This is a genomic window from Mesorhizobium sp. B2-5-13 (genome assembly GCF_006440535.1).
GTDB lineage: Bacteria > Pseudomonadota > Alphaproteobacteria > Rhizobiales > Rhizobiaceae > Mesorhizobium > Mesorhizobium salmacidum.
Genome location: NZ_VFUI01000004.1, coordinates 287,739 through 312,835 on the forward strand (window position 1 = coordinate 287,739; position 25,097 = coordinate 312,835).

The window sequence follows — 25,097 nt, forward strand, 5'->3', positions numbered from 1 at the left end:
AACATGCAGCGGATGGGAATGGTTCTGGGGCTGAAGCCGGAAAAGGTCGAGGAATATGTCCGCCTCCATGCCGCCGTCTGGCCGGATGTGCTGACCATGATCTCGGTCTGCAACATCAAGAATTATTCGATCTACCTGAAGCGGCCGGAGAACCTGTTGTTTTCCTATTACGAATATCACGGCACCGACTACGCGGCCGATATGGCCAAGATGGCGGCCGACCCTAAGACGCAGGAATGGTGGTCCGTCTGCGTGCCCTGCCAAGAGCCGCTTGCAACCCGCAAGGAAGGTGAGTGGTGGGCTTCGATGGACGAAGTCTTCCACCATGACTGAGGCCGGTTTCGACCCCGCCTCGCTCATCCAGTCCTGGCCAAAACCCTCAAAACCCCGACCGATCGTCACCTTCGGTGCCGGATCTATCGTCGGCGACGCGCATTTTCCGGCCTACCGGAAGGCGGAATTTCCGATCGCAGGCCTCTACGATCCGGAACAGGCCAAGGCGCAGGCCCTGGCCGATAGATGGAGCGTGACGGCGTTCCGCTCGGTGGAAGAGGCCGCTGAAGTGAAGGACGCGATCTTCGATCTGGCAACGCCACCGGGGCGGCACGCCGAGATCCTGAAGGCTCTGCCCGACGGTGCGTTCGCGCTGATCCAAAAGCCGATGGGCAACTATCTCGGCGAGGCAACCGAAATCCTCGAGATATGTCGCGCCAAGAACCTCAAAGCGGCCGTGAATTTCCAGTTGCGCTTCGCGCCGATGATGCTGGCGCTGAAGGACGCGATCGCCAAGGGCTGGCTCGGCGAGGTCGTCGACTTCGACGCCTGGCTGGCGCTGGCGACGCCGTGGCAATTGTGGGAATTCCTGCTCAAGGCGCCGCGCGTCGAGATCGCCATGCATTCGATCCATTATCTCGATCTGATCCGGCAATTGCTCGGCGACCCCAGGGGCGTCCACGCCAAGACACTCGGCCATCCCAACCACAAGGTGGCGCAGACGCGCACCAGCGCCATTCTCGACTATGGCGACACGGTGCGTTGCGCGCTGTCGATCAATCACGACCACAAGTTCGGGCGCCGGCACCAGGCCTGCGAGTTCCGCATCTGCGGCACGGAAGGTGCCGCTTATCTCAAGCTCGGCCTCAACCTCGACTATCCCCGTGGCGAACCGGACATTCTGGAGATCTACCCGAAAGGCGGGACCGATTGGATAGCCGTGCCTTTGGCCGGCGAATGGTTTCCCGACGCCTTTGTCGGGCGCATGGCCAATGTCCAGCGCTTTGCTTGCGGAGAGGACGACAAGCTGGTCAGTTCGGTCGAAGACGCCTGGACCACCATGGCGCTGGTGGAAGCCGCCTATAAATCGAGCGCGGCGCCGGCGACGCCGCTGGCCGAAAAGCCGTAAGGCAGGACATGGAACAGATCACCTATTTCGAAGACTACGAGATCGGCTCGACGCGGCTGACCAGCGGCCGCACGATCACCGAGACCGACTTCATCGTCCATGCCGGACACACCGGCGATTTCTTCCCGCACCACATGGACGCCGAGTTCATGAAGACGACGCCGTTCGGCCAGCGCATCGCGCATGGCACGCTGGTGTTGTCGGTCGGCATCGGGCTGACGGCGAACGTGGTCAACCCTGTCGCCTTTTCCTATGGCTATGACCGGCTGCGCTTCATCAAGCCGGTGTTCATCGGCGACACGATCCGCACGCGCACCACCATCGCGGCCAAGGAGGACGACCCCAAGCGGCCCACCTCGGGGCGGGTGATCGAGCGCTGCGAGGTGATCAACCAGCGCGGCGAAGTGGTGCTGGCGGCCGACCACATCTACATCGTCGAACGCAAGCCGGCGCAGGGCTGAAACTCCGCGCAATTCCGCGAACCGGTGGCAGGCGGTGATTCGCTCCAGACCAAGCAGCAGCGAACCGGTCCGCTGGCAGCGGCGTCCCGGCATGGTCCGGGCGGGGAAATCACATCAGTCAATCGACCTCCACGGCGACCACCGCCGCGCAGTCGCCAGCCTTGACCAGGCCGGGAAAATGCCGCGCCGCCAACATGCCCGGCATTTTCGCCCGGATATCCTGCGGAGCAACGCCGGTGCGGCCGGTGGAATGGATACGCGCCAGAACCACGCCCGCTTCGACGGGCTCGCCGAGATCGACCATGGTTTCGATCATGCCGTCGTCCTCGGCGAAGCAGAAGCAATCTCCCGAGGGCATGTCCAGCCACTGGGTTTTGCCGGTCTCGACCGCCCCGGCGGCGATACCGGCATGACGCAACACGTTGAGGATGCCGCGCCGGGCGATCCGCACCGTCTCGGCTCGCGAAGTGCCGCCGCCGCCGAGCTCGGTGGTGACGAAGACCTTGCCCATTTCTTCGGCCGCCGTGTCATACATGCCGATTGCGTCGATCTCGGTCATGCGCATCGAGAACGGTGCCGAGAATGCCGCCACCGCGGCAAAGGCTTTCTGCTCCAGCGCCTTGTCGGGCAAGGTATGGGCGGCGCAGAACGGCACGAAATCCAGCGTTTTGCCACCGGAATGGAAGTCGAAGACGATGTCGGCGCGGGGAAGCAGCTCGCGTTGGAAATAATCGGCGATCTTCTGCGTCACCGTGCCGTCGGGCCGGCCGGGAAAGCTGCGGTTCATGTTGCCCTTGTCGATCGGCGAGGTGCGCGTGCCGGCCCGAAAGGCCGGATAGTTCATCGCCGGCACGATGATCACCGTGCCGCTGACCTGGTCGGGATCGAGCGTCCTGGCGAGTTCGTAGAGCGCCAGCGGCCCTTCATACTCGTCGCCATGATTGCCGCCGGTCAGCAGCGCCGTCGGCCCCTTGCCGTTGCGGATGACGCAGATCGGGATCAGCACCGAGCCCCAGGCCGAGTCGTCGCGGCTATGGGGCAGGCGCAGGAAACCATGTTGGACGCCGCCGCGATCGAAATCGACGGTCGGCGCAATGGGCGACGGGCGAAGACTGGACATCGGGCTCAATCCTTCACCACCAGCTTGCGCGGCACATTGGCCAGGCACTCCACACCGGTTTCGGTGATCAGGATGGACTCGGTGATCTCCAGTCCCATTGTCTCCAGCCAGAGACCGGTCATGAAATGGAAAGTCATGCCGGGCTTGAGCTCGGTGCGATCGCCGGGACGCAGGCTCATCGTGCGTTCGCCCCAGTCCGGCGGATAGGAAATACCGATCGGATAACCGGTGCGGTTGTCCTTGACGATGCCGTATTTCTTCAGGACGGCAAAGAAGGCGTTGGCGATATCCTCGCATGTGTTGCCCGGCCTGGCGGCGGCAAGACCTGCTTCCATGCCTTCCAGCGTCGCCTTCTCGGCATCGAGGAATTCCTGCGTTGGTTTGCCGAGAAAGACGGTGCGCGACAGCGGGCAATGGTACCTGTTGTAGCAGCCGGCGATCTCGAAGAACGTGCCCTCGCCCTGCTTCATCGGCTTGTCGTCCCAGGTCAGATGCGGCGCCGAGGCGTCCGCGCCCGACGGCAGCAGCGGAACGATCGCGGGATAATCGCCGCCGATGCCGTCGACGCCGCGCGTGCCGGCATCGTAGATCTCGGCGACCAGATCGCATTTGCGCATGCCGACTTCGATCTTGTCGACGATGCGCTGGTGCATCGCCTCGACGATGCGGGCGGCCTTGCGCATATAGTCGATTTCGGTCGGGCTCTTCACCGCGCGCTGCCAGTTGACCAGCGCGGTGGCATCGACGAAGCGGGCGTTGGGCAGATGTTTCTGTAAAGAGGCGAAGGCGGCGGCGGAGAACCAGTAATTGTCCATCTCGACGCCGACGGTGAGCTTGCCCCAGCCGCGATCGGTCAGCACGCTGGACAGGAAGTCCATCGGATGGCGCTCGGTCGACTGCACATAATGGTCGGCGTAGCCGACGATGTTGTCATGGGCGAGATAGGCGGTACGCTTGGCGCCGTTGGCGTCCTGGCCACGGCCATACCAGACCGGCTCGCCCGACGGCGGCACGATGACCGCCTGGTGGACGTAAAACGACCAACCATCATAGCCGGTCAGCCAGGCCATGTTGGAGGGATCGCTGACGATCAAAAGATCGACGCCCTTCGCCTCCATGGCTTTCCGCGTCTTGGCGAGGCGTTCCGCATATTCGCTTCGCGAGAATTTCAGGTTCGGCTGCATAGTGTTGGTCCTCGTTTTTTGGGGCTGGAGCCCGTTTCAACTTTGTTGAATCTGGCTCCAGGTAATTCTTTTTTGTCGGAGCATGATCTGCCGGGAAAACCGGTCGCCACTTTTTCCGGATCATGCTCTGCGGCCGGGATCAGCTTGCAAAAACCGTTCCGGCTTTCGCGGCCAGCGCACGGTCGCGGGCGAACGTGGCGATCGCCGTATCCTGCACGCCGGTGCCGGTAAGATCGGCGATGGTGATGTCGCTGGCCGAGCGCCGGCCATGCTTCGCGCCGGCGATGATCTGGCCGAGCTCGGTCACATCCGTGTCAGCGGCCATCACGCCTGCCGCGATGGCATGGTGCAATTCACCCAGCCGCCGCGTCTGCTTCGCGCTGTCGGCGACATAGAGATCAGCCATGCGCAGGATCGCCGGCGCGATCTCGTTCTTGTGCTCGGCGTCGGAACCCATGGCGGTGATATGCTGGCCGGCCGAGACAAACCCGGCTTTGATCAGCGGTTCGGTCGACGGCGTGGTGGTGACGATGATGTCGGCGCCGGCAACGGCGTTGGCCGCATCGGGTTCGGCACGCACGTCGATGCCGAGCCTTTCGCGCAAGGTAGCCGCGGCGGTCTCCGCCTTGGCGGCATCGCGCGCCCAGATGCGCGCCTGCCTGATCGGCCGCACCAGCATCAGCGCTTCCAGTTGCAGCCCTGCCTGGACCCCAGCGCCGAAGATCGCGGCGACGGATGAGTCCGGCCGTGACAGGTGTTTGGCCGCGACTGCTCCCGCAGCAGCGGTACGGACGTCGGTGAGATAGCCGTTGTCGAGCAGCAAGGCTTCGACCAGGCCGGTTCTGGCTGACAAAAGCACCATCATGCCGTTTACGCTGGGCAGGCCGAGCTTGGGATTGTCGAAGAAGCCGGGGCTGATCTTGATGGCGAAGCCATCGATCCCAGGCACATAGGCGGTCTTCACATCAACCTCGCCGCGATGCTGCGGAATATCGAGCCGCAGGATCGGCGGCATCGCCACGGGCAGCGTGGCAAGCGCGCGAAAGGCATTCTCGACACAGGCGACGGCATCGAGATCGAGCGTCACGATGGTGCGCAGTTCAGCTTCAGTGAGGATAGTCATCCTGCTCATGCGGCGCGCTCCGAAATCGATGGTATCTCCCCGCTGACGATCTTCCTGTGCAGTTCCATGTCGATGTTGCGGCCGGAAAGCAGAACCACGACCGGCCCCTCCGCCTTGACTTTGCCAGCGAGCAGCGCCGCGATGCCTACCGCGCCTGCTCCTTCGACGATCTCGCGTTCCTGTTCATAGCCATGGCGAATGCCGGCGGCGATCTCGTCCTCACTGAGCAGAACGACATCATCGAGCAAGTCGCGGCACATGGCGAAGGTCAGCCGGTTGTCGAGGCCGATGCCGCCACCGAGCGAATCCGCCAGCGTCGGCAGTTCCTCGACCAGCACGGGGTGGCCGGCATCGAGGCTCGCCTTCATCGCGGCGCCGCGCGCCATCGAGATGCCGACGACTTTTGCCCCGGGACGAACGCCCTTGATGGCGGCGGCGACACCGGAAGCCAAGCCACCTCCGGAGAGTTGCACCAGCACCAGAGCGGCATCCGGGACCTGCTCCATCATCTCCAGCCCGAGCGTGCCTTGCCCGGCGATGATCGCGGGATGGTCGAAGGGTGGCAGCATGACAAGCCCTTCCTCCGCCACCAGCCGCTCGACCTCCTGCTGGGCATCGTCCTGGCTGTTGCCGACAATACGGATTTCCGCGCCGAGGCGGCGGATTTCGTCGAGCTTATTCTGGGGTACCAAACGCGACATGCAGATAACCGCACGCATACGCTCGAGCTTTGCCGCATGGGCGAGCGCGCGGCCATGATTGCCGGTCGATGCCGCGACGACGCCGCGCGCCTTCTCCTCGGCATCCAGCGAAGCGAGGGCGTTCGAAGCACCGCGCAATTTGAAGCTGCCGGTGGTCTGGCGGTGCTCGAGCTTGAGATGGACCGGCACGCCCAGCCGCTCGGAGAGACTCGCCGAAAGCACGACCGAAGTGCGCTCGACCTTGCCTGCAATTCGCTCACGTGCGGCGCGGATATCGCCAAGGGTTACTGTCGCCATGATCGTCAGTCGCGCGGCAGGGGCAGCGTCATTAGACGGCCGAATTCGGGATGGGCTGTCTCGTCGCCGCAAAGGCGCAGACAGTTCCAGGCGGTCGCCTGGTTGCTGGTCACCACCGGGCGGCCGATCGCCTCTTCCATGCCGGTGACAGCGAGTGCGCCGCGCAGTGCCGTGCAGGACACGAACAGCGCATCGGCCTGCGGGTGCATCGCCTGGCGCGCGAGATCGACAAGCGCTGCCGGAGCAATGCGCGCCATCTCGCGATCGTCCTCGAAGCCGAGGCAGGTAAAGCTTAGGATTTCGAAGCCACGTTCGGCGAAATAGGCCGCCATCGGCCTGGAGGTTTCCATGGTATAGGGCGTGAGGATGCTGATCCTGCGCACGCCGAACGCGTTCAGCGCGCGCACGCCGGCCATTGTTGGCGTGACGACGGGCACGCCTGGTTTGGCGGCCTGGATCGCAGCCTCGACCTCTCCATCGCCAATCACCACCGAGGCCGACGTGCAGGAATAGCAGATGGCGTCGAGCGGCTCGTCCGGCAGGATCAAGGCCGCGCCCGCCGTCAACGCCGGCTGCATCTTGCGCAGGTTCTCAGGCGTCGTCGGATTGGCATAGGGGATGCGCGCGACATAGACGCCGATCCGTTCGCTCGCCACCATGCGGCGAAAATCCGGCTCGGTGGTATGGTCGGTGGCCAGGATGATGAGGCCGACGCGCCGCTCCAGCGGACGCTCATCGAGCGCTGGCCGGTTGGGCACAAGCTTGATCTCGGGCAAGGGCTTCATCTTTTATCTTTCGATCTTGCCATAGCGACGTTCCAGCCAGCGCAGCAGCACGACCGAAATCAGGCTGATGGCGAGGAAGAAGGCACCGACCAACGTGATCGGCTCGAGGTAGCGATAGTAGGTGTTGGCGACGCTTTTTGCCTGGTTCATCAGTTCCAGAACGGTGATCGCCGAGAGCAGCGGCGTCTCCTTGAACATGGCGATGAAGTAGTTGGCCAATGCCGGGATCATCGGCGGAATGGCCTGCGGGATGATGATATGCGTCCAGGTCTGCCGGGCGCTGAGATTGCAGGCCTTGGCGGCTTCCCACTGGCCACGCGGTACATTGTCGATGCCGGCGCGGTAGACCTCCGCCGTGTAGGTGCCGTAGTGCAGGCCGAGCCCGATGACGCCGGCGACCAGGGGCGGCAGCAGGATGCCGATGTCGGGCAGCACATAGAAGATGAAATAGAGCTGCACCAGGAGCGGTGTGCCGCGGATGAATTCGGCCACCCAACCGACGGTACGCGACACCGCTTTGTTGGGCGAGCGGCGCGCCAGCGCGATGCCCAAGCCGACGATCGCCGCCAGCACCGAGCCGAGCAGCGTCGCCAGGATGGTGATCTTCACCCCCTGGATCAGGGTCGGCAGGATCTGCCGGACAAAATCCCAATCCCAATCCATCAGCGAACCCAATTCATCAGGAATGCTCCGGCCATCAGACCCGCACCCCGTCGAGGCCGCGCGCCATGCGGCGTTCCAGCGAGCGCACACCCCACGAGATGAGCAGCGCCAGGATGAAATAGATGAAAAGAATGGTGGTGAACGGCACCATGGTGTTGCCCGTCTGGGCGCGCACCACCTGTGCCTGGAAAGTGAGGTCGGCAAGCGAGATCAGCGAGACGACCGATGTCGCCTTGAGCAGCTCGATGGCATTGTTGCCGAAGGTCGGCAGCATCACCAGAAACGCCTGCGGCAGGATGACATGGCGCATGCCTTGCCAGCGGCCCAGATTGAGCGCGATGCAGGCCTCATGCTGTTCGCGGCCGATCGATTGCACGGCACCGCGCACCACCTCTGCGGCATAGGCTCCTACATTCAAGCCCAGCGCCAATACGCCGGCCTGCAACGGGGTCAGTTCGAGACCCAGCAGGGGCAACACGAAATAGGCGAAGAACAGCTGCACGAAGATCGATGTGCCGCGGAAGAATTCGATATAGGCCGTCGCCAGGGCCCGCAGCGCGAAGAAGCGCGACAGGCGCCCCAAGCCGGCGAGAAAGGCCATGATCAGGGCCAGCACCGACCCCATCAGCGTCAGCTCGATGGTGACAAGCGCTCCCTGCAATATCAGGCCGAAATAGCCGGACCACTGGGTCATTGAGGTTCCAACGTTTGTAGTACTAGGGTCCTTCTTCCCGTTTACGGGGAGAAGATTGCCGGCAGGCAAATGAGGGGCAGAGCCAGCTCGGCAAACCGGCGCCGCCCCTCATCCGGCCCTTCGGGCCACCTTCTCCCCGTGAACGGGGAGAAGGCAAGAAAAGCGCGCGCTACTTCGCCGAGCAGAGCTTGTCGCGCGTGGTCGACATTGCCGCCGCCGCCGAGAAGCCGTAGGGCTCGATGATCTTGGCGAACTCACCCGACTTCTTCATCTTTGCCAGTTCGACGTCATAGGCATCACGCAGAGCCTCGTCGCCCTTCTTGAAGGCGGCGCCGTCGCAATAGACCGGCGCACCCTGCACCGGAGCGATGACTTCGAGGTTCGGATCGGCGGCCTTCTTCATCAGATCGTTGATCGACAGCACAGGCAGCGAATAGGCATCGATACGGCCGTCCTGCACCATCTTCAGGCCGCTCTGGCCGTCCGGCACGACGATGACGCGCTCGCGCGGCACGCCGGCGTTGAGCGCCAGCTTCTCCTCGGTGCCGCCGCCGGGCGCGCCGATGGTGGCGGACGTGTCCTTGGCGACATCCTCGTAGCTCTTGAAGCCTTTCGGATTGCCCTTCTTCACCAGCATCGCCTCGGCGTCGCACAGCACCGGCTCCGAATAGGCGACCGCCGCGCAACGCTCCGGCTTCATGAACAGGCCGGCGGTGACGACGTCGAAGCGGCCGGCCTGCAGGCCGGGGATCATGGCGCCATACTCAGAGATCGAGGCGACGATATCGGCCACTCCGAGACGCTTGAAAATCTCGCGCGCCACATCGGGCGCGGCGCCCGAAACCTTGCCATCGGCGGCGACCGCCGTGTAGGGCGGCTCGTTGGCGATAGCGACGCGTGCGAACCCTTGCGCCTTGAGTTGTTCGAGCTTCTTGTCCGCGGCCGAGCCCAGGCTTGATGTCGCAAGCACCACCGTCAGTGCGATGCCAGCGACGCCGGCCAGAATACCAAATTTCTTCATTGTTCCCAACTCCCTGTTCTTGTCTTGGTTCGCGTGATTTCAGGACGGCTTAGCCGCCTTTGGCATGCGGTCAGACACGGTGTCCGGCCGCGATGATCTTCTTCAGGAACCCTTGCGTGCGTTCCTGCTTGGGATTGCGGAAAATCTCGTCTGGCTTGCCTTCCTCGACTATGCGGCCGCGATCGAAGAACAGCACCCGGTCGGCGAAGTCGTGGGCGAAACCCATCTCGTGCGTGACCAGCAGCATGGTCATGTCGGTTTCGGCGCAGAGCCGCCACAAGACGTTGAGTACCTCCTCGACCAGTTCCGGGTCGAGCGCCGACGTCACCTCGTCGAACAGCATGATCTTCGGCTGCAAAGCGAGCGCGCGGGCGATCGCCACGCGCTGCTTCTGGCCGCCGGACAATTGGGCCGGCATCGCCTTCGCTTTGTCGGCCATGCCGACCATCTCGAGCAGTTCCATCGCCCGCTTCTCGGCAGCGGCGCGCGGCGTTCCCTTGGTCAGCATCGGCGCCAACGTCACATTGTCGATGACGCTCTTGTGCGGAAACAGGTTGAACAGCTGGAAGACCATGCCGGTCTTCTGGCGCATCCGCGCCAGATGGCGCTCGTCGGCCGGCAGCAGCTGGCCGTTGCGCTCCATGTGGTAGAGCTGCTCGCCGTCGATCTGGATGTGACCGCCGTCGATGCGCTCCAGCGTCATCAGGATGCGCAGGATCGTCGTCTTGCCCGAGCCGGAGGGGCCGATCAGCGCCAACTTCTCGCGCGGCATGACCTGCATCGAGAGGCCGTCCAGGACCTTGAAGCTGCCAAAGCTCTTCGAGATGCTGTCGACCTTGATGATGGGTGCGGATGCGGACAAATGAATTTCCCCGTGCTGGAGAAGGCTGGTGCCCTTAACGATGCGGAACGCGCCAAATCATGTCAATTGGGAAAATAATATCATGACAATTATTCCGATTGCGCACATTTTCCAGTCAAGCACAGCCGGCTTTTTGGGCAGGCTTAGATTGCGAGCAGCAAATGCTCGGGATCGCCAAGCAAGAGTTTGGTGACAACGCCGAGACCGGCCCGCAGTTCCCCCTCGGTGGTCGAACCCAGCGAGATGCGTACCGCCGGATGCCAGGGCGCATCCGAAATGCGGAAGGAGGTGCCCGGCGCAATGGCCACGCCTTGCAACCGGGCCTGGGCGACAAAGCTCTCCTCGGAGCGGTCGGCCGGCAGTTGCAGCCAGATATGCAATCCGTCGCGGCGGGCACGGTAGTCGACACCTGAGAGTACCTCGCCAGCGATATCCTGCCGGCGATGCAACGCCGCGCGCTGCCAGCGCACCAGTTCCATCGCGGTGCCGTCGGTCACCCATTTGGTGGCGATCTCGGCCACCATTGGTGTCGCCATCCAGTTCGAGACAAGATGCCGGTTGGCGACGGCCGCAACGTAACGATCGGGCGCGGCGAGATAACCGATGCGCAGGCCGGGCACGGTGATCTTGGTGAAGGAGGTGACGTAGAGCGTCCGCTCCGGTGCGAAAGCGGCGACCGGCGGCGGTCGATCCTCGACCAGCGGACCCAGCACATCGTTCTCGATAATTGCGATGTCGTGCTTGCGCGCCACCGCCGCGATCTGCTCGCGGCGCGCCGCATCCATGAGCGTTGCCGTGGGATTTATGACGGAAGGCTGGACGAACACGGCGCGGATATCGGAAAGCCGGCAGGCCTCGTCCAGCGCTTCCGGAATCAAGCCATTGCCGTCAATCGGCAGGCCTTCGAGATTGAAGCCGAGATAACGGGCGAGCGGCACCAGCGTGTGATGGCCGATCGCCTCGGTGGCGACGGTGGAGCCCGGCGGCGCCACGCTCATCAGCGCCACTGTCATGCCGGCGGTGGCGCCATTGGTCAGGCTGATGTTCTGCGGGGAGGCATCGAGGCCGCACAGTTTCAGCCACTCGACCGCCACGGCGCGGTGGCGCGGGAATACCATGTTTGGCCGGAACGACAGCACCGAACTCGACGGCAGGTTTTCGGCGAGCCAGCCCAGCGCCTGCTTCATGCGCTCCAGGTGCATCGGCTCGCAGACCGGTTTCAGAATCGACAGGTCGATGACCTCGCCGAGGCGCTCGGGCAGATAGGGCGGCTCCGGTTCGCGGCGCTGCGTCTGGACGAAGCTGCCACGGCCGATCTCGCCCGAAATCAGGCCACGCCGGATCAATTCCTCGTAGGCGCGGCTCACGGTCTGCACTGACAGCTTGAGATCGTCCGCCAGCCTGCGATGCGTCGGCAGCCGCGCGCCATTGGCAAGGCGGCCGTCATGGATGGCGCGCGCGAACTGATCGGCCAACGATTGATAGGCTGGCCGCCGGATGAGCGTAGGATCGGGTTGCCACAATGTCATGACTTATTAGAGATCGAAATCAGTGCAATTGACAATCGAAATAATGCGCCGTCATGGTACGATCGACGAAAAAGTGAGCGCTGATGACTGCCGCGAAACTCGACGCGATCGACCTTAAAATCCTCGACGCCATCCAGCGTGACGGACGTATCACCAAGCTGGCGCTGGCCGAGCAGGTCGGGCTGTCGCCAACACCGTGCTGGATGCGGCTGCGCAAGCTCGAAAAAGCCGGCATCGTTTCGGGCTATCACGCCCGGATCGCCATGCGCGTCGTGGCGCCGGTCGCCACGGTGCTGATGGAGGTGACGCTGGCCAGCCACCGCCAGGCCGATTTCGACCGCTTCGAGCGCGTCATCCGCGACATCCCCGAGATCGTCGCCTGCTGGTCGGTGGGTGGAGGCGTCGACTATGTGTTGAAGGTGATGGCACGCGACATCGACGCCTATCAGCGGCTGGTCGACGGCTTGCTCGATCGCGAGATCGGCATCGACCGCTACTTCACTTACATCGTCATCAAGACGGTAAAAGATGATGTCGCGCTGCCGATAGCGGACCTGCTGCCGGCACCGACATAGCGCCGGAGAAATGGGCTGCCCTCTCGGTGCAATAGAGAGATTCTCTCTACGGCCAGGCGTTCAAACAGCCTCTCTGTCTGCCGCTGATGGATAGTCTCCCCGCATCAAACCGAACCGGGAGGCTTCGACCATGTCCGCGCATTTCGCCCGCTCGCATCGCCACGAAGCGCTAGACCGGCTCGCCGACCGCCGGCTGCTGCGCGAACTCGCTTACGTCGACGGCCATTGGACGGCGAGTGAGGCTGCGGAGAGCTTCGAGGTCACCGATCCGGCGACCGGCGCCACCGTGGCCTTCGTTGCGGCGCTCGATGCCGGGCAGACCACAAAGGCAATCGACGCCGCCGCGCGCGCCTTTCCGGCGTGGCGGGCGCTGTTGCCGCAGGAGCGCTCGAAAATCCTGCGGAAATGGTTCGACCTGATCATCGCGGCGAAAGACGACCTCGCCCTGCTGATGACATTGGAGCAGGGCAAACCGTTGAAGGAGTCGCTCGGCGAGATCGACTACGCCGCCTCCTTCATCGAATGGTATGCCGAGGAAGCGAAACGTCTCAACGCCGAGAGTGTCACCAGCCATCTGCCGAACGCGGAGATGATGGTGCGGCGCGAACCGCTCGGCGTCGTCGGCGTGGTCACGCCGTGGAATTTTCCGTCGGCCATGCTGACGCGCAAGGCAGCTGCCGCAATAGCCGCCGGCTGCACCATCGTCGCGCATCCCTCCTCGGAGACGCCACTTTCGGCGCTGGCGCTGGCCGAACTCGGCGAACGCGCCGGCCTGCCCGCCGGCGTTTTCAACATCGTCACCGGCAAGGCCGCGACGATCGTTGGACGCATGTGCGAAGACCCGCGCGTGCGGGCCATGAGTTTCACCGGCTCGACCGAGATCGGCCGGCTGATCGCGGCGCAAAGTGCGCCGACGATGAAGCGGCTGGTGATGGAGCTTGGCGGCCACGCGCCGCTGATCGTCTTTGCCGACGCCGATATCGACAAAGCGGTGGCCATCGCTATCGACGCCAAATTTGCCACCTCGGGCCAGGACTGCCTTGCGGCCAACCGCATCTATGTCCAGCGTCCGCTCTACGACCGATTCTGCATGGCTTTCGCCAAGCGCATCGAGGCGCTGCGGGCCGGCAATGGCCTGGCCGATGACATCGACATCGGGCCGCTGATGCATGAGCGCGCCGTCAAGAAGGTCGAGGAACAGGTTGCTGACGCCATGGCCCTTGGCGCGCGTTGCCTCACCGGCGGCAAGCGGCATCAGGCCGGGCCGCTGTTCTACCAGCCGACACTGCTCGTCGATGTCGCCGACGAAGCGCTGATCATGCGCGAGGAGACCTTTGGTCCGGTCGCCGCGGTGACAGCATTCGACGACGAGGACGAGGTGATCGCCCGCGCCAATGCGACCGAATATGGCCTCGTCGCCTATGTGGTGACAGAGAACGGCGCCCGCCAACAGCGCATGGGCCGCGCGCTCGACTATGGCATGGTCGCCATCAACCGTGTGAAGATCACCGGCGCGCCGATCCCGTTCGGCGGCGTCAAGCAGTCCGGCATCGGCCGCGAAGGCTCGCGCCACGGGCTGGAAGCTTTCACCGATCTCAAATACCTTTGCCTGGATGTGGCGTAGGCTCGCACCCGGATCTCTTTCAAGGAGTCAAAAAAGATGCTCGATCAGTCCAACGAACTCGCCGCTTGGGATCGCGACCACTTCTTCCATCCCTCGACGCATATGGGCACGCATGCCCGTGGCGAGAGCCCGACGCGGATCATGGCCGGTGGTGAAGGCGTCACCGTCTGGGACAACAACGGCAAGAAGAGCATCGATGCCTTCGCCGGCCTCTATTGCGTCAATGTCGGCTATGGCCGCCAGAAGATATCAGATGCCATCGCGACCCAGGCGAAGAACCTCGCCTATTACCACGCCTATGTCGGGCACGGCACCGAGGCCTCGATCACGCTGGCCAAGATGATCATCGACCGCGCGCCGAAGGGCATGTCGAGGGTCTATTTCGGCCTATCCGGTTCGGATGCCAACGAAACCAACATCAAGCTGATCTGGTACTACAACAACGTGCTGGGACGCCCGGAGAAGAAGAAGATCATCTCGCGCTGGCGCGGCTATCACGGCTCGGGCGTGATGACGGGCTCGCTGACCGGGCTCGACCTCTTCCACAACGCCTTCGACCTGCCGCGTGCGCCGATCCTGCACACCGAGGCGCCCTATTATTTCCGCCGCGCCGACCGCTCGATGAACGAGGAGCAATTCTCGCAGCATTGCGCCGACAAGCTCGAGGAGATGATCCTGGCCGAAGGTCCCGACACGGTTGCCGCCTTCATCGGCGAGCCGATCCTCGGCACCGGCGGCATCGTGCCGCCGCCCGCCGGATACTGGGAAAAAATCCAGGCGGTGCTGAAAAAGTATGATGTGCTCCTGGTCGCCGACGAGGTGGTGACGGGTTTCGGCCGGCTGGGCACGATGTTCGGCTCCGATCACTACGGCATCAAGCCGGACCTGATCACCATCGCCAAGGGTCTGACCTCTGCCTATGCGCCGCTGTCGGGCGTCATCGTCGCCGACAAGATGTGGCAGGTGCTGGTGCAGGGCTCCGACAAGCTCGGCTCGCTCGGCCATGGCTGGACCTATTCGGCGCATCCGATCTGCGTCGCCGCCGGGGTCGCCAATCTCGAACTGATCGACGAGATGGACCTGGTGCGGAATGCCGGCGAGACCGGCGCTTATTTCCGTGCCGAACTGGCCAAGGCCGTCGGCGGTCACAAACACGTCGGTGAGGTGCGCGGCGACGGCATGCTGGCAGCGGTCGAATTCGTGAGAGATCGTGACGACCGTGTCTTCTTCGACCCTTCGCTGAAGATCGGACCGCAAATTGCCACGGCCCTTGCCGCAAGCGGCGTCATCGGCCGCGCCATGCCGCAGGGCGACATTCTCGGCTTCGCGCCGCCGCTGTGCCTGACCCGCGAGGAAGCCGACATCGTGGTGGCCAAGACCGCCGATGCCGTGAGCAGCGTATTCGCCAATCTCTGAGACCGATCCATGAATGCCATGACCAAAACCCTCCCCGCCACCATGGCCGCCGTGCTGCTCACCGGGCACGGCGGACCGGAAAAGCTCGTCTACCGCACCGATGTCAAAGTGCCTGCCCCCGCTTCAAGTGAAGTGCTGATAAGGGTCAGCGCTTGCGGGATGAACAACACCGATGTCTGGGTGCGCCAGGGCGCCTATGGTACCGAGAAGGATGCGGACGCGGTGTCGACCTGGCGAAGGCAGGGCAATACGCTGACCTTCCCGCGCATCCAGGGCACCGACACGGTCGGCACCATCGTTGCCGTCGGCGAAGGCGTTTCGCCCGATCGCATCGGCGAACGGGTGATGGTCGATTTCTCCATCTACAACCGCGACGACGATTCACTCGCCGACATCGACTATATGGGCCATGGCCGCGATGGCGGTTATGCCGAATACCAGACCGTCCCGGCTGACAACGCGCATGTCGTCGACACCACCTTGAGCGACGTCGAACTCGCCACGTTCTGCTGCGCTTACCTTACTGGCGAGCAGATGCTGGAACGCGCCGCACTTAAAGCCGGCGAGCGTGTGCTGGTCACCGGTGCATCCGGCGGCGTCGGCTCCGGCATCGTGCAACTGGCGCGGGCGCGTGGCGCCATCCCCTATGCCGTCGTCGGCAAGGGCAAGGAACAGGCCGTACTCGACATCGGCGCTGAGGCGGTCATAACCCGTGGCGTCGCAGACCTGCCGCAAGCCGTGACCGAAGCGACCGGCGGCCAGCCGATCGACGTGGTCGCCGATCTCGTCGGTGGCGCGATCTTCAACGATCTGCTGCGCATCCTGCGACCCGAAGGCCGCTACACCACCGCCGGCGCGATTGCAGGCCCGGTCGTCCAGCTCGACCTCAGGACCATGTATCTCAAGCAGCTGCAGTTGCATGGTTCGAGCCAGGGCACGCGCGCCGATTTCCGCCGCATCGTTCGCTACATCGAGGAGGGCAAGGTCAGGCCGTTGGTCGGCGGCGTCTACAAGCTGTCCGATTTCCACCACGCGCAGGCCGATTTCATCGCCAAGGATTTCGTCGGCAAGCTGGTGGTGGTGCCCGACGCTGTCGCGGAGCGCCTCGCCTAGCCCCGGAACCCCGGCCTTTCGCCCGAAACTCCTTCTCCTGCTGCTGTCATAATCGGAATGGCTTGCAGTCGTGCCTGCAAGGCGCCACAAACGATGACGCTCGCAGCGCCACCGGCCCGGGCATCCGGTCACGGGATACAGGCGAGACATGACAGCCCGAATGATACTGCTCGACGCCAAGCCGCTCAGCGCGGCTGACGTCGCCGAGATCGCGCGGCGCAATGCGCGGCTGACGCTGGGCGAGGAGGCGATGCGGCGCATCCGGGCGAGCCGCGCGCTCATCGAGCAGCTGACGCAACTCGGCAAGCCGATGTATGGCGTCACGACCGGCCTTGGCGCCTGTGTCGACACGCCGCTCGCGCAGGCCGATCTGATCGCCTTCCAGCCCAGCGTGCCGCTCAGCCACAGCATGGGTATCGGCCCGGCCCTTCCGACCGAGGCGGTGCGGGCGCTGATGGCCGCGCGGATCTCAGGCATGGCTGCGGGCGGCACCGGCACTTCCGAACGCGTGGTGATGGGCCTCGTGGCGGCGCTCAACGCCGGCGTCCATCCGGTGATCCCCACCTGGGGATCGATTGGCGCGGCGGACCTTGCCCATCTCGGCCATATGGCGCGAGCGCTGCGCGGCGACGGCGAGACGGAATACCAGGGCAAGATCATGCCGTCGGCCGAGGCGCTCGCACTCGCCGGCTCGAACCGCTCGACCTGCGCGAGAAGGACGGCCACGCCATCATCGTCGCCAACAGCCTGTCGACCGGCACGGCGTGCCTGTGTCTCGAAGACGTCGCCCATCTCATCGACTGGGCGCTGGCCGCGGTGGCGCTCAACTACGAGGCGTTCCGTTCTTCCCTGACCGCGATCGACGAGGATGCCCTGGCCGCCCGGCCGGCGTTCGGCCAGCGCGAGATCGGCGCCCGGCTGCGTGCGGAACTGGCGGGAAGCGGCTTGTTGAAGGACAAAGCGGCGCGGCGGCTCCAGGATCCGCTCAGCTATCGCTGCGTGCCGCAGGTCTGGGGCGGCCTGCTGCATGCGTTCGAACAGGCGAAGCTGGCGACGGAGATCGAACTGACCCATTCCGGCGACAACCCGGTGATCCTGCCCGAGGATGGACGCGTCGTCTCAAACGGCAATTTCGACCTCACGGCGATGACGCTGGCCTGGGAGCATCTCGGCCAGGCGCTCGCCCATTGCGCGGTGGGCACCGCCAACCGCTGCATGAAGCTGATGTCGCCGACAATTGCGGAGTTGCCGCGATTCCTGTCGGCCAGGGGCGGCAGCCGCCAGGGCTACGCTGAACTGCAGAAGCCGCTCGCCGCGCTGGAAGCCGAGATCCGGCATCTCGCCAACCCGATGTCGCTCAGCCCGCTTGCCGTATCGGACGGCATCGAAGACCAGTCGTCGATGGCGCCGCGCGTGGTGGCCAAAACCGCCGAGATTGTCGAGCGCCTGCGCTACCTCGTTGCTATGGAACTGATCTTCGCGGCGACGGGCGTGGAGTTGCGTGGCGTCGTCGACAGCATGGGCGAAGGACCGCAGCGCACCTTTGCCGCCGTCCGCGCGCTCGTCAGCCCGCTCGACGACGACCGCGAGATGAGCGCCGACATGACTCGGGTCGCCCGTATGGTGTCCGGTCCCCGGGACTGAGCCGGCGCTCCATCAAGCAATCGCGTTCCTATTGGAACGGGCCCCGGAGATTCAGTTGCTCGGCCAAAAGGCAGAAGCGGTCGATCAGCCTGACAAGCGCCTCACCCTGTTCGGCGACAATCTTACCGCGCTCGGGCTGCGGCATGTCAGCCAAGATCCTCCACAACCGGTTCTGCCGATCACAGACGTCTGCCAATTCAGCGCAGTCGTTGGAGGTCAATTTCAAAAGATGATCCGCAGTCACCGGCCCGATGCCGGGAGGCGCGGTCGCTCCAAGCGAAAGATAGCCTGGCGGCACGGTGCCTTTTGCATTCGTCACTGTCTTGCGGCAGAGGACATCGAATATCTGGTCGACGGCCTGCTTGGCGCCGGCGACGCGCGAGGGATGATCCGTGTCGGCCGCCGCATGCGGCAGAAGCTCGAGCCTGGCGCCATGCTTCTCGACCAAGCCGAGATAAGGCAGCATCGGGCCGGACAGGCTGCCAGTGGAGGAATCCCTGAACAGGTCGGCATCGATCGCGGCGTGGCGCACCTGCCCTGCGTTCAGGGCGTCGCCCAAGGCCGCGACGTCGACGAGCTCGCCGCGATCGTAGTTGACCAGCACAGCGCCGCTTTTTATGCGAGACAAAATGTCCGTGCCGATGAGTCCGGCATTGGCATAGCGGCCGGTCCGCGCATCCTGCTTGCCCAGGCCGACATGAACGCTCAGCACATCGGCGCCTTGAGCCGCGTCGCCGAGGTCCGCCGCATAGGCAAAGCCCTCGGCTTCTATCCAGTCCCGATGCCGAGGCCGCGCATGGATCACCACGCGCATGCCGAAAGCGCGGGCAAGCTTGGCCACCTCGCGGCCGATATTGCCGTAGCCGATGATCGCAATCGTCTTGCCTTCGAGCTTTTCGGTGGGGAAATCGCGCAGTTCCCTGCCGGTGTCGAAGGCGCCCCGCGCCACCCGGTCGTGAAGTGTGTCGACCGGGAGATCCGGCAGCACTTTCAGGATCGCCTTCATCACCATCTGCGCGGTGGCGCGGCTGTTGATGCCGGGCGTGTTCATCAGCACCGCCGAGCCGCCCTCGCCACTGCCGCCGCCCCACGAGCGCGAGCCCATATTGCCGGTGCCGGCGCCGATCCGCACGCCGGCCAGCGGAAAAACGGTCTCGGCAGGCAGGAAGGTGGCGGCGGCAATGACGGCGTCATAGCGTCCGTCACCGGCGGCCTCGATCAGCTCTTCGCGGGTGCTGAGATCCGGCTGGTAGAAGAAATGCACCCGGCCAGGTTCGAGAGCGGTCTTGTCGCCAAGTCCGGTCGCATGAAAGCGGCCGCCCTTGGCTTCGATATGGGCACACACCTCCGAAGGGTCTGGCTTTCCATCAGCGTCGAAGCGCAGGCCGATCAGGTCGCAGACCAGAACGGCGTAGGCGCGTTGCGGATCGATCGGCTCAACGGCGTGTATGTCTGTGGTCGCGGTCACGTCGTTCCCTCATGCAGGACGGAGGCCTACTGATAAAGCAGGCGCTGAATAACCAGAACCTATCCGCCCGGAATGGTGCGGGATCGATCACCGGCGGCAGACCAGCGGCGAGTTGCGACACGATCTTGCCGGTGACCGCACCGCCGATCAGGCCCTGATGGCCATGGCCGAGATGGCACGCGGCACCGCCTTTCAGGTACAGTGCGATGCCGTCATTGGCCCCTTGAACGGGCAAGCCGGACGCGCGTAAAATCGCGCTATCTGATTGAGTCTGCTACATTCGTTCGGGCTAATGTCCGGATTGGTCTGGGTATTTTCCTTGCACACGGATGCAACCAGCGCGGCCAAGCGCGGCAAATCATTTGCCCATGTGGCGGAAGCCTCCTGGGGCAAGGGCCTCAGCACGTTGCTGCGCATTGTGCGCATGACGCTGCGCCATCCCTGGCAGGTTGCCATCACCCTCATCTCGACCTTTGTCGCAGCGACGCTGCAGCTCTTCATTCCGCGCCTCTTGGGCCGCGCCATCGACCAGGCGCAAGGGGTGATGGCCACGGGTGCCGGCACCGCGGCCGAGCAGGCGCTGTGGACTACCGCGCTGACGCTGCTGGTCGTCAGCATCCTGCGCGGCCTCTTCACCATGGCGCAGAACTACTATGGCGAGGCCGTCGGCCATCAGACCGGCTATGAGCTGCGGCTCGCCTTCTACGAGAAGATCCAGCGGCTGAGCTTTTCCTTCCACGACAAGGTCCATACCGGCGACCTCATCACGCTCGGGCTGCTCGATCTCGACGGCGTGCGCATGTTCTTTTCCACCGGCATCCTGCGCGTGGTGCTGCTTGGCGTGCTGATCGGCGTCGGCGCCTATTTGTTGATCAGCACCGATCTCGTGCTCGGATTGTTGAGCCTCAGCTTCGTGCCATTCGTCGCCTGGCGCTCCTCGGTGACGCAGCTCCGGCTGCGCAGCACCTGGCTGACGCTGCAGGAGCGGCTGTCGGTGCTGAGCCGGGTGATGGACGAGAATCTCGGCGGCATCCGTGTCGTGCGCGCCTTCGCGGCTCAGCGGCATGAGCTGGCAAAGTTCGACCGCGCCAAGCAGGATGCGCTGGAGCTCGCCAATGAGCGCGTCGACATCCGCGTCTCCAACACCAGCGCCATGAACTTTTCGTTCCTGGCCGCCATGGGCCTGGTACTGTGGTTCGGCGGCCAGAAGGTGATCGCGGGCCAGATCAGCGTCGGCACGCTGGCCCAGTTCCTCACCTTCATGACCATATTGCAGATGCCGGTGCGCCAGCTCGGCCTGATGGTCAACTCCTTCGCGCGCGCCTCGACCTGCGGCACGCGGCTGTTCGAACTGCCGATGCGGAGCTCGACATCGAGGACGCGCCCGATGCCAAAGATCTGGTCATCACCGACGGCGTGCTGCGCTTCGACAATGTCGGCTTCCGCTATGAGGGCGCCGGCGAGCGTCCGATGCTTTCCGGCCTTTCCTTCGAAGCCAGGCCCGGCGAGACCGTCGGCATCGTCGGCCCGCCCGGCAGCGGCAAGTCGACGATCGCGCATTTGATCCCGCGTTTCTATGACGTGACCTCAGGCGCGATCACCATTGACGGGCAGGACATCCGCAAAGTCACGCTGCAATCGCTGCGCAAGGCTGTCGGCGTCGTGCAGCAGGACGCGTTCCTGTTCACCACCTCGATCGAGAACAACATCGCCTATGGCAATCCCTGGGCGCGCGAGACCCGCATCGGGCAGGCCGCCGAGTATGCCCAGTTGCACAATTACATTATCGGCCTTCCGGCCGGCTACACCACGGTCGTCGGTGAACGCGGCGCGTCGCTTTCGGGCGGTCAGAGGCAGCGCCTGACCATCGCGCGCAGCCTGATGCTGCGGCCATCGGTGCTGGTCTTCGACGATTCCACGGCCGCCGTCGACGCTGGCACCGAGCAGCGGATCCGGGCGGCGATGAAGCGCTTCGCCAGGGATCGCGTGACGCTCATCATTTCGCATCGGCTGAGTTCGCTGATGCATGCCGACCAGATCCTGTTCGTCGAGGGCGGCCGGATCGTGGAACGCGGCACGCATGAGGAATTGCTGGTGCTCGGCGGACGCTACCGCGCGCTTTACGACCTGCAGCTGCGGCCGGACGAAGATCGGCTCGAGGGAGCCGCCTGATGTCGACGCAGGACGACGACGAGAAGGAAGACACAAGCCGGCGCCCGACCAAGGCGGTCGTCGGCTCGCACCGCGATGAGGAAGAGGTCTTCGGCAAGGCCTACGATCCGCGCATCGTCAGGCGCATCTGGAGCTTCGTCAGACCATATCAGGGCCGGATCTTCATCTCGGTCGCCGCGGTGCTGGTGTTCACGCTGACGCAACTGGCGATCCCGCTGGTCATCCGCTACGCCATCGATCACGGCATGGCGCCAGGCAAGCTCGACCGATCGGTGATGATCTCCGCGATCGTCGCTTTTGCCGTCATCATCCTCATCAACTACGCCGCCAGCCATGTCCAGGAGAGCGTCGTCGGCAAGGTGGCCGAAAACGTGCTATCCGACCTGCGTCGTGCCATGTTCAGCCACCTGCAGCGGGTCTCTCTCGGCTTCATGGACAGGACCGAGGTCGGCCGGCTGATGTCGCGCCTGCAGGGCGACGTCAATTCGATGCAGGAATTCCTCGAGACATCCGTGATGTCGGTGGGCGACATCGTGCTGTTGTTCGGCATCGTCACCGTCCTGCTGTGGCTCGATTTCCGGCTCGGCCTGCTGACGCTGTCGACCATGCCGATGCTGTTCATCGTGCGCCTGTTCTGGCTGCCGCGCGCCAAGGTCGCCTTCATGGCGGCGCACGAGACCAACTCCATCGCCAACGGCGCGCTTGCCGAAGGCATCCATGGCGTGCGCACCGTGCAGAGCCTGGAGCGCCAGCACGTCAATTTCGACCTCTACGACGAGAAGGTGCTGGCCAATCTCAACGCGCATCTGCGGTCGGCGAGATACGCGCAGGTGATGGTGCCGATCGTCGATACGCTGACCGGCATCGCCATGGCGACCGTGATCGTCGTCGGCGGGTCGATGGTGCTGTCGCACAGTCTCGACATCGGCGTGATGGTGGCGTTCCTGTTCTACATCCAGCGCTTCTTCGACCCGATCCGCTCGCTCACCATGCAATACAGCGTCATGCAGCGCGCCATGGCTTCGGGCCAGCGTATCTCCGAAGTGCTCGACGTGCCGGTGGATGTCAGCGACAAGGAAAATGCGGTGGCGCTGTCGCGCGACATGGACGGCTCGGTCGAATTCCGGAATGTCATTTTCGGCTACCGGCCGAACCAGCCGGTGCTGAAGAACGTCTCCTTCCGCGTCAATTCGGGCGAAACGGTCGCGCTTGTCGGCCCGACCGGATCGGGCAAGTCGAGCTCGATGGCGCTTGTGCACCGCTTCTACGATGTCTGGTCGGGGGAAGTCCTGGTCGGCGGCCATGATGTGCGCGACCTGACGCAGGATTCGCTCGGCGACCAGGTGGCCATGGTCCTGCAGGAACCGTTCCTGTTCTCCGGCACAGTGCTGGAGAATATCCGTTATCACAAGACCGGTGCCAGCCGTGAAGAGGTGGTGCGCGCCGCCCAGGCCGTCGGCGCGCACGACTTCATCGAGCAATTGCCTGACGGCTACGACACCGAGCTCGAACAGCGCGGCGGCAACCTCTCGCTCGGCCAGCGCCAACTGATCAGCTTCGCGCGGGCGCTGGTGGCCGACGCCAAGATCCTCGTCCTCGACGAGGCCACGGCCAGCATCGATTCCTACACCGAGATGCTGATCCAAAAGGCGCTGATCAAACTGCTGGAGGGCCGCACCGGGCTGGTTATCGCGCATCGCCTGGCCACCATCCGCGGCGCCGACCGCATCATCGTGCTGCAGAACGGCGAGATCGTCGAAAGCGGCAATCATGAGCAGCTGATGAAGAGGAAAGGCCTCTATGCCCGCCTCTACAATATGAACTACGCTTCCTTCGACGACATTTCCGCGGAAGAGACGGGAATGGACGCGGCGGCCGGCAAAGCAACGTAAGCTCGTGCTGGCGGGGTGCGAACGGACGGATTGCTTCCATACCCCTTGCCGAGAAGACCTATTTGCGAGATCCCCTGATGTGGCCGCTGACCCGCACGCCGTCCTCGGGACCGTGAAAGCCCGATTTCGTGAAGGAACGTGTGCGGGGAGGCGCGCGTTCTTTTCCATATGTCTCGAATGAAAAGGAGACATGCTTATGAGAAAGCCAAGCGTATTCCTTTGTTCCATCGTGTTGACGTTGGCCACGAGCGCTGTCCCGTTTGCCACTGTCGCCGATGCCGCCGTCGCCAGGCATCACTATGTCCGCGTCACCACCGCCCATAATGGCCACACGCACGCCGCGAACCGCGGACACGGACACCGTTACGGTTGGGTCGGTAGCGGTTGGACCGGCGGGAATTCGACCGACAACAGCAACTGGATGGACAGCTATTACAATGGTTACGGCAGTTACCGTGGGTATGCCGGCGACTTTTGCGGCACCATCGCATGGACGCTCGACATATGCAGTCCCCACGGCCCCTGATTCCTGACCGTCGGTGGCCAACGAAGTTTGCTGGTATTACGCCATTTCGGGACGTCTTGACGCCTCGCGGATCGCCTTGTGCACGCCGCGCTGCAAATCCATGAAGGCCGGAGTTTCCATCACCTCTTCCCGGCGCGGGCGCTCGATGTCGACGTTGAAGGTCTGCATGATGCGTCCCGGGCCGATCCCCATGACGACGATGCGATCCGAGAGGTAGACGGCCTCCTCGACGTCATGCGTGACGAACAGCACTGTGAGCCGATGCTCTTCCCAGATCTGGGTCAGCAGTTCCTGCATCTGATGCCGCGTCAAGGCATCGAGCGCACCGAAGGGCTCATCCATCAGCAGCATCTTGGGGCGATAGGAGAGCGCGCGCGCGATGGCGACGCGCTGCTTCATGCCGCCCGACAGTTCGGACGGGAAACGATCAGCGCTTTGCGACAGCTTGACGAGGTCGAGATGCTCGAGCGCGATCTCGCGGCACGAGGATCGGTCATAGCCGGCCGCCTTGAGGGCAAACTCGATGTTCTGCCGCGCCGTCAGCCAGGGAAGCAGCGTGTAGGACTGGAACACGACACCACGGTCGAGACCCGGTTGCAAGATCGGTGCGCCATCGATGCTGAGGTCGCCGGCGTCAAAATCCTGCAGTCCGGCGACGATCGACAGCAACGTGCTCTTGCCGCAGCCCGACGTGCCGACGAGGGAGACGAACTCATTGTCGGCAAGGTCGAGATTGATGTCCCGCAGCACTTGCGTACGCCGCTCGCCGGTGCCGAAGCTCTTGTCGAGACCGGCGATGCGCAATTTGGGAACTGTCATCGGCGG

At 64.0% G+C, this 25,097-nt stretch carries 21 protein-coding genes and 2 pseudogenes; 11 read left to right on the forward strand and 12 right to left on the reverse strand.

All coding sequences use genetic code 11. The annotated features are described in order from the left end of the window. Positions 1-3 precede the first annotated feature (3 nt). From FJ434_RS09865 to FJ434_RS09875, 3 genes are read left to right on the forward strand one after another with little or no spacing between them, the layout of a single operon-like run. On the forward strand, positions 4-333 hold the full coding sequence (locus FJ434_RS09865) for an L-rhamnose mutarotase (protein WP_140745956.1): 330 nt from the start codon (positions 4-6) through the stop codon (positions 331-333). Then, positions 326-1,402 carry a Gfo/Idh/MocA family oxidoreductase gene (locus tag FJ434_RS09870; RefSeq protein ID WP_140745959.1) on the forward strand — a complete coding sequence of 359 codons (1,077 nt, stop codon included), beginning with the start codon at positions 326-328 and terminating at the stop codon, positions 1,400-1,402. Before FJ434_RS09865 ends, FJ434_RS09870 begins: the two co-directional genes overlap by 8 nt. An 8-nt stretch (positions 1,403-1,410) precedes the next feature. Further along, positions 1,411-1,863, forward strand: coding sequence for a MaoC/PaaZ C-terminal domain-containing protein (locus tag FJ434_RS09875; RefSeq protein WP_140745961.1), 453 nt, complete (start codon positions 1,411-1,413; stop codon positions 1,861-1,863). A gap of 118 nt (positions 1,864-1,981) precedes the next feature. Here the strand turns inward: FJ434_RS09875 and doeB are convergent, their stop codons facing one another. The 10 genes from doeB to FJ434_RS09925 form a co-directional block, all read right to left on the reverse strand. Then, positions 1,982-2,983: a N(2)-acetyl-L-2,4-diaminobutanoate deacetylase DoeB gene (gene doeB / locus FJ434_RS09880; protein ID WP_140745963.1), complete on the reverse strand. Its 1,002-nt coding sequence runs from the start codon at positions 2,981-2,983 to the stop codon at positions 1,982-1,984. Positions 2,984-2,988: 5 nt separating this feature from the next. Then, complete coding sequence (gene doeA, locus FJ434_RS09885; RefSeq protein ID WP_140714860.1) at positions 2,989-4,167, reverse strand: ectoine hydrolase DoeA; 1,179 nt, start codon at positions 4,165-4,167, stop codon at positions 2,989-2,991. A gap of 139 nt (positions 4,168-4,306) precedes the next feature. After that, complete coding sequence (gene eutC / locus FJ434_RS09890; RefSeq protein WP_140745965.1) at positions 4,307-5,299, reverse strand: ectoine utilization protein EutC; 993 nt, start codon at positions 5,297-5,299, stop codon at positions 4,307-4,309. Continuing rightward, complete coding sequence (eutB, locus tag FJ434_RS09895) at positions 5,296-6,288, reverse strand: hydroxyectoine utilization dehydratase EutB (protein ID WP_140745967.1); 993 nt, start codon at positions 6,286-6,288, stop codon at positions 5,296-5,298. Before eutB ends, eutC begins: the two co-directional genes overlap by 4 nt. A gap of 5 nt (positions 6,289-6,293) precedes the next feature. Continuing rightward, positions 6,294-7,073, reverse strand: a complete 780-nt coding sequence (gene eutA, locus FJ434_RS09900) for an ectoine utilization protein EutA (RefSeq protein ID WP_140745969.1) — start codon at positions 7,071-7,073, stop codon at positions 6,294-6,296. A gap of 3 nt (positions 7,074-7,076) precedes the next feature. Next, entirely contained in the window at positions 7,077-7,736 is a 660-nt protein-coding gene (gene ehuD, locus FJ434_RS09905; protein ID WP_140505765.1) for an ectoine/hydroxyectoine ABC transporter permease subunit EhuD, read from the reverse strand. Between the two features lie 34 nt (positions 7,737-7,770). Next, positions 7,771-8,430 (reverse strand): ectoine/hydroxyectoine ABC transporter permease subunit EhuC, encoded by a 660-nt coding sequence (ehuC, locus tag FJ434_RS09910; RefSeq protein WP_140714866.1) that lies wholly within the window; start codon positions 8,428-8,430, stop codon positions 7,771-7,773. Between the two features lie 169 nt (positions 8,431-8,599). Next, positions 8,600-9,451, reverse strand: a complete 852-nt coding sequence (gene ehuB, locus FJ434_RS09915; RefSeq protein ID WP_140745971.1) for an ectoine/hydroxyectoine ABC transporter substrate-binding protein EhuB — start codon at positions 9,449-9,451, stop codon at positions 8,600-8,602. Positions 9,452-9,521: 70 nt separating this feature from the next. Further along, on the reverse strand, positions 9,522-10,313 hold the full coding sequence (gene ehuA, locus FJ434_RS09920; protein ID WP_027145205.1) for an ectoine/hydroxyectoine ABC transporter ATP-binding protein EhuA: 792 nt from the start codon (positions 10,311-10,313) through the stop codon (positions 9,522-9,524). Between the two features lie 143 nt (positions 10,314-10,456). Further along, the gene (locus FJ434_RS09925) at positions 10,457-11,842 is read right to left on the reverse strand and encodes a PLP-dependent aminotransferase family protein (RefSeq protein ID WP_140505768.1); all 1,386 of its coding nucleotides are present in this window, start codon (positions 11,840-11,842) and stop codon (positions 10,457-10,459) included. Between the two features lie 83 nt (positions 11,843-11,925). On the opposite strand from FJ434_RS09925, the gene FJ434_RS09930 reads away from it, so the two are divergent. From FJ434_RS09930 to hutH, 5 genes and pseudogenes are all read left to right on the forward strand, one after another. Next, on the forward strand, positions 11,926-12,417 hold the full coding sequence (locus tag FJ434_RS09930; RefSeq protein ID WP_140714870.1) for an Lrp/AsnC family transcriptional regulator: 492 nt from the start codon (positions 11,926-11,928) through the stop codon (positions 12,415-12,417). Positions 12,418-12,547: 130 nt separating this feature from the next. Beyond that, the gene (locus FJ434_RS09935; RefSeq protein WP_140745973.1) at positions 12,548-14,041 is read left to right on the forward strand and encodes an NAD-dependent succinate-semialdehyde dehydrogenase; all 1,494 of its coding nucleotides are present in this window, start codon (positions 12,548-12,550) and stop codon (positions 14,039-14,041) included. A gap of 36 nt (positions 14,042-14,077) precedes the next feature. Beyond that, positions 14,078-15,457 carry an aspartate aminotransferase family protein gene (locus tag FJ434_RS09940; RefSeq protein WP_140745975.1) on the forward strand — a complete coding sequence of 460 codons (1,380 nt, stop codon included), beginning with the start codon at positions 14,078-14,080 and terminating at the stop codon, positions 15,455-15,457. Between the two features lie 9 nt (positions 15,458-15,466). Continuing rightward, positions 15,467-16,570 carry an alcohol dehydrogenase family protein gene (locus tag FJ434_RS09945; RefSeq protein WP_140745977.1) on the forward strand — a complete coding sequence of 368 codons (1,104 nt, stop codon included), beginning with the start codon at positions 15,467-15,469 and terminating at the stop codon, positions 16,568-16,570. Positions 16,571-16,718: 148 nt separating this feature from the next. Then, a pseudogene (gene hutH, locus FJ434_RS09950) lies at positions 16,719-18,214 on the forward strand (histidine ammonia-lyase). A gap of 28 nt (positions 18,215-18,242) precedes the next feature. Here hutH and FJ434_RS09955 read toward each other — a convergent pair. Next, positions 18,243-19,682 carry a 2-hydroxyacid dehydrogenase gene (locus tag FJ434_RS09955; protein WP_140745979.1) on the reverse strand — a complete coding sequence of 480 codons (1,440 nt, stop codon included), beginning with the start codon at positions 19,680-19,682 and terminating at the stop codon, positions 18,243-18,245. A 319-nt stretch (positions 19,683-20,001) separates the two neighbouring features. On the opposite strand from FJ434_RS09955, the pseudogene FJ434_RS09960 reads away from it, so the two are divergent. The 3 genes and pseudogenes from FJ434_RS09960 (at position 20,002) to FJ434_RS09970 (ending at position 24,272) form a co-directional block, all read left to right on the forward strand. After that, positions 20,002-21,854, forward strand: a pseudogene (locus FJ434_RS09960) (ABC transporter ATP-binding protein). Then, a complete protein-coding gene (locus FJ434_RS09965; protein WP_140745981.1) occupies positions 21,854-23,746 on the forward strand; it encodes an ABC transporter ATP-binding protein in 1,893 nt (630 codons plus the stop codon). Before FJ434_RS09960 ends, FJ434_RS09965 begins: the two are co-directional and overlap by 1 nt. A 196-nt stretch (positions 23,747-23,942) precedes the next feature. Beyond that, complete coding sequence (locus FJ434_RS09970) at positions 23,943-24,272, forward strand: hypothetical protein (protein ID WP_140745983.1); 330 nt, start codon at positions 23,943-23,945, stop codon at positions 24,270-24,272. 36 nt (positions 24,273-24,308) lie between these two features. On the opposite strand, the gene FJ434_RS09975 is transcribed toward FJ434_RS09970, so the two are convergent. Further along, entirely contained in the window at positions 24,309-25,091 is a 783-nt protein-coding gene (locus FJ434_RS09975; protein ID WP_140745985.1) for an ABC transporter ATP-binding protein, read from the reverse strand. Positions 25,092-25,097: the final 6 nt, after the last annotated feature.